Here is a 5,045-nt window from a genome sequence, read left to right as displayed (position 1 = left end):
CCCCTAACCGGCGAAAATTAACTACAAGCGATCGAAAAACTGGGAAAATATTCAATTGATTCAATGTCATCTTTTTTAACTATCCTGCCCATGAATAATCAGGTCATCCGTACTGATAAAGCTCCGGCCCCTGTGGGTCCCTATAATCAAGCGATCGCCGCTCCTGGTCCTTTTCTCTTTGTTGCGGGACAAATTCCCCTAGATCCCGTCACGGGTGAAATCGTCTCCGGGGAAATTAGCGCCCAAACCGAACAAGTTATGGCCAATCTAGAGGGCATTTTAACCGCTGCTGGGGCTAATTGGTCAAATGTGGTGAAAACTACCGTCTTTCTCTCGGATTTAGCCAATTTCGGGGCGATGAATCAAGTTTATGCCCGTTATTTCCCCCCGGAAACTGCCCCGGCCCGGGCCTGTGTGGAAGTGGCCCGTCTTCCCAAAGATGTGCTAGTGGAAATAGAATGTATTGCCGCTTTAGCCTAAAAATTAAGGTGGGCATTGCCCACCCTAACCTAATCTCTCTCTAGACCACCAAAGCTTCTAGAATCGTCTTATTGTAGATAATTCGCCCTACAGTAGTACGCACATACTGAGAAATTATCTCACCATCCTTCTCCCGGGTTTTGCGCTCCCGATAATATTTCCAGATGCTGCCATCGGGGAGAGTTTCCGTTTCCAGGACTTCCTCATCGGGTTTATTGGTTTTCACCTTTTCTCCGACTGGTAAACGCAACCACACAGAAGCGTGCAGATCCACCAATCCCTGATCGAAAGAGCGAATAGCGTCATCCATGCTGGCGAAATAACGACCTCCACCCTTTTGGGCCTTGGGATTTTCGGCCGTGAGATAATAACAACCCAAAACCATATCCTGAGAAGGGGCAACAATCGGACGACCGGTCGCCGGTGAGAGAATATTATGACAAGCTAACATCAATAATCGCGCTTCCGATTGTGCTTCCAGGGAGAGGGGAATATGTACGGCCATTTGGTCCCCGTCAAAGTCAGCGTTAAAAGCGGGACAGACGAGGGGATGTAACTGAATCGCCCGGCCCTCCACTAGGATCGGTTCAAACGCTTGAATGCCCAAACGGTGCAGGGTAGGAGCGCGGTTTAACATCACCGGGTGTCCCGTGATTACTTCATCCAAGACGTGCCAAACATTGGCATCCCCCCGTTGGATCATTTTCTTGGCTGCCTTGATATTATTGACGATGCCTAATTTAATTAAACGATGGATAACGAAGGGTTGGAACAATTCGATCGCCATTTCCCGGGGTAAACCGCATTGATAGATCTTCAATTTCGGACCGACAACGATAACCGAACGTCCCGAATAGTCAACCCGTTTACCGAGGAGATTTTGACGGAAACGCCCCTGTTTACCCTCGATAATATCCGATAAAGACTTCAGGGCGCGATTATTGGCCCCCACCACCGTGCGACCGCGACGACCGTTATCAATTAAAGCATCGACGGCCTCCTGTAACATCCGTTTTTCGTTACGGACGATAATTTCCGGGGCGAGAATTTCTTGCAGACGGGATAAACGGTTATTGCGGTTAATCACCCGACGGTAGAGATCGTTCAGGTCAGAGGTGGCAAAACGGCCGCCGTCCAACTGCACCATCGGGCGTAAATCGGGAGGAATCACGGGAATTACGCTTAAAACCATCCATTCTGCCTGAGAACCCGTGGCGATAAAGTTATCGATTACCCGGAGACGTTTAATTAATTTTGCCCGTTTTTGCCCTTTACTTTCGACAATTTCCGTCCGCAGTCTTTCCGCTTCTTCTTCCAGGTTAATTTCCTGTAAGAGTCTTTGGATAGCCTCGGCCCCGATACCCACTTCAATGCCGACTAATTCCGAATCCTCCGCGTAGATTTCTTCTTCGATCTCTAACCATTGATCTTCGCTGAGGAGTTGTTTATAACTAAGATTGCCCGCGTTACCCGGATCGAGAACCACATAGGCATTAAAATAGACGATCTGCTCCACGTCCCGCAGGGGCATATCGAGCAGGATACTGAGATAACTGGGAATACCTTTGAGATACCAAACGTGGGTGACAGGGGCAGCTAATTTGATAAAACCCATGCGATGACGACGTACCCGGGACTCGGTGACTTCTACCCCGCAACGTTCACAGACAATCCCCCGGTGACGGACGCGTTTGTATTTACCGCACCAACATTCCCAGTCTTTGGAGGGGCCAAAAATTTTCTCGCAGAATAACCCATCCATTTCCGGTTTGAGAGTCCGATAGTTGATCGTTTCTGGTTTGGTTACTTCTCCGACGACTTGACCGTTAGGTAGAGTTCTTTCTCCCCATTGCCGAATTCTCTCGGGGGACGCTAAACCGATTTTGACGTAATCAAATCTTTGATCTGTTGGAGTCTTCATTCTGAATTTTTTACTATGGGTAATGATTCTGGGATAAGCGATCGCTCTCGCGTTCTCGATGCCCCGATGACAACTATTAGGCAGAAACGACAATTAACTCAGTCACTTTTTCTTGGGGTCAAACTGGCCCGACCGAGTCCGGGACATTACATTATACAATTTTTCTAGTTCGATCGACCATTAAGTGATATTTTCCCAGATGGTGATGCTGCCGTCGGCCGCGGCCGCCGCTAGGTGACAATAATCGGGGCTGAGAACTAAACTGGAGATCGGCGATGATCGCCCATCGGCAGCGGTGAGAGTTGCGATCGCCTGTTGAGAATTGGCTAACCAGATTTTAATCTCTCCGTCGGTTCCCCCGGTAAATAACCATTGACCCTCCTCTGCGAATACCAAGCTTGTCACCTGACCATTATGGGCATTTATCACCCGAATTGGCGCAAAATAACCGCTTTTCTCGGGGTCGTATTGCCAGATTTTCACCGTCCCATCCACACAACCGGCGGCAATAATCTGACTATCAGCAGCGATCGCCAGACTCTGCACCGAAGAAACGTTACCGGATAGGACGGCGATTTTTTCTCCCGATCCCAATTGCCAGAGGGAGACAGTGCCATCACCTCCAGCTGCGGCGATAAAATCTTGATTAGGAGCCACCGCTAGGGCATAAATTGCCCCCAGACTGTCATAGGAGCTAAATTCTTCGGTTTCCTGCTCTAAATTCCACTGTTTTAGGGTTTGATCGTAACTACCACTAACCAAAAAATGCCACCGAGAGGCAAAATCTAGGCCGTGAATCGAACCGAGATGACCGAGGAAAATTTGATCTAATTCCAGATTACTGCCATCGCTGGCTAAAGTCCATAATTTAACGGTTTGATCGAATCCTCCCGTCGCTAGATGATAATCGCCGTTTCCGGTAACTGCTAGGGCTAAAATGCCCTGATCGTGAGCTTCCAACGTATTAATCAGGGTTCCCCTCGCAAAATCCCAGATTTTCAGGGTACGATCCCAACTAACGCTAATTAAAAACCGTTGATCCTCGGTAATTGCGATCGCTGTGATCATTTCCCGATGGGCGGTCAGACGGCGATAATAGTGCCAATGGGGGATAGGGACGGGGGGGGAAGTGAGAGTTAAATTAAGGGTGGGTAGGGTGATTTGTGGCTCATTTTCCGCTTTTGTGGCGGTAATATCCGCCGATTCTTCGTTAATCGGTAAAATCTCTCTTTGTAAGCGACTGTAGGATTTTTCCAGATGTTCGATGCGTTCCAGCAGCGCGTTACGGTTGATGTATTGAATAATTTGATTGTAGGACTGTTCGAGGGCGAGAATATTCTCCTCTAATTCTGCGACCGCAAGGGCGTTATCCTTGGCTGCTGCGGGACTCAGGGACTGTATTTGGGCCGATAAAGCTTCTTTTTCTTCTTCCCACTGCTCCTGTAAATGACCGGTTATCTCGGTTAAGCGTTGAAGTTGCCTGGTTCTTTCTCGGAGACGATTGAGAATATTTAACCCGAAAGTCACGACTAGGAGGAACAAAGGCAAAAACCCCGCACCCATGGCGATAAGGGTAAGCAGGGTTAATCCTAGGGCGATATATTCCGCTAATTCTAGCCCATGGGGGCGATGGTCGGTCATTTTGCAGTTACCAGTAAAGGGATTTTGATGATCTCCTGATTTCAGACTCATGGTAACGCTAATTGCCGCCTTCGGATTGACTAAAATTAATTTTTAAGCGGTAATTAAGACTTTTTCCTTAGTTTCTATCGGTGCGGTTAAAGCGGATTCTAAATCGGCTTTCCCTAGTCTTGCTTCCAAAATTTTCAGCACTTCCCGTCCAAAATCATCGGGATTTTGTCGCCATGCTTGCAGACAAACTTCGCCAAAGAATGACCCCAAAGGTTCAGGATTCCAGAGCAGTTTTTTGGCTGTCCAGGGCATTAAACTCATGGGATCGTAGTCGGGTTTAAGAATTTCTTTTTTGAAGGCGTATTCTTCTAGATGGGTGTGGGGTTGTAGTCCGATAAAAAAGATGGCTGGTTCCACTTTATCGACTCCAAAAATGTTTTCTAATTCCCGATGATAGGCGATAGTTTGACGAATAGTTTCTAGGGTTTCATCAATAACATTAAAGGAATAATTTACCGAAACCAGATCATTAAAACCCGCCGCTTTTAAGTCTCGACAATTTTGTAGAACTGTCCGCAAATTATAGCCCATCCGCATTTTGCGGACTAATTCCTGAGAACCACTGGTGATGCCAATTTCAAAGTAGTTCATGCCTGTTTTTACCATTAAATCGCACAGTTTCGGGGTGAGATTATCGGCACGAATATAGGCAGCCCAATGGATATCTTTCATCCCATCGGCGAGGATTTTTTCTAATAGTTCTTCTACATCGTCGATAAATTTTCTGGCGGGGATAAATTGGGCATCGGTAAACCAGAAATTGCGAATGCCGCGGTCGTATAATTGGCGTATTTCCTTAACTACTTCATCGGCGGGATTAATGCGTACTTGTTTCCCTTCGACGACGGTATAGATGCAGTAGCAGCAGTTATGGGGACAGCCGCGCTTGGTTTGTACCCCGATATAAAAGTCGTTTTCTTGGAAATAGTAGGAAAATTCCGGCCAAATACTG

4 protein-coding genes are annotated in these 5,045 nt (G+C 47.3%); 1 reads left to right on the top strand and 3 read right to left on the bottom strand.

The annotated features are described in order from the left end of the window. Window positions 1-63: 63 nt before the first annotated feature. Window positions 64-480 carry a RidA family protein gene (locus PX484_RS17305; protein ID WP_002762767.1) on the top strand — a complete coding sequence of 139 codons (417 nt, stop codon included), beginning with the start codon at window positions 64-66 and terminating at the stop codon, window positions 478-480. A 40-nt stretch (window positions 481-520) separates the two neighbouring features. Here PX484_RS17305 and PX484_RS17300 read toward each other — a convergent pair whose 3' ends face one another. The 3 genes from PX484_RS17300 to PX484_RS17290 all read right to left on the bottom strand — a co-directional run. Next, window positions 521-2,401, bottom strand: coding sequence for a DNA-directed RNA polymerase subunit gamma (locus PX484_RS17300; protein ID WP_002737004.1), 1,881 nt, complete (start codon window positions 2,399-2,401; stop codon window positions 521-523). 180 nt (window positions 2,402-2,581) lie between these two features. After that, window positions 2,582-4,093 carry a WD40 repeat domain-containing protein gene (locus tag PX484_RS17295; RefSeq protein ID WP_287767143.1) on the bottom strand — a complete coding sequence of 504 codons (1,512 nt, stop codon included), beginning with the start codon at window positions 4,091-4,093 and terminating at the stop codon, window positions 2,582-2,584. Between the two features lie 42 nt (window positions 4,094-4,135). Then, window positions 4,136-5,045 (bottom strand): B12-binding domain-containing radical SAM protein (locus PX484_RS17290; protein WP_288104911.1); only part of this gene is annotated, 910 nt, incomplete at its 5' end.

The organism is Microcystis sp. M49636_WE2 (assembly GCF_030065375.1).
Classification (GTDB): domain Bacteria; phylum Cyanobacteriota; class Cyanobacteriia; order Cyanobacteriales; family Microcystaceae; genus Microcystis; species Microcystis aeruginosa_C.
This window is presented reverse-complemented; position numbering and strand designations above follow the sequence as displayed.

What these genes read in the sequence shown, in the direction of transcription:
- PX484_RS17305 (WP_002762767.1), top strand. Translation starts at nt 64, where the DNA reads ATGTCATCTTTTTTAACTATCCTGCCCATGAATAATCAGGTCATCCGT.
- PX484_RS17300 (WP_002737004.1), bottom strand. Translation starts at nt 2,401, where the DNA reads ATGAAGACTCCAACAGATCAAAGATTTGATTACGTCAAAATCGGTTTA.
- PX484_RS17295 (WP_287767143.1), bottom strand. Translation starts at nt 4,093, where the DNA reads ATGAGTCTGAAATCAGGAGATCATCAAAATCCCTTTACTGGTAACTGC.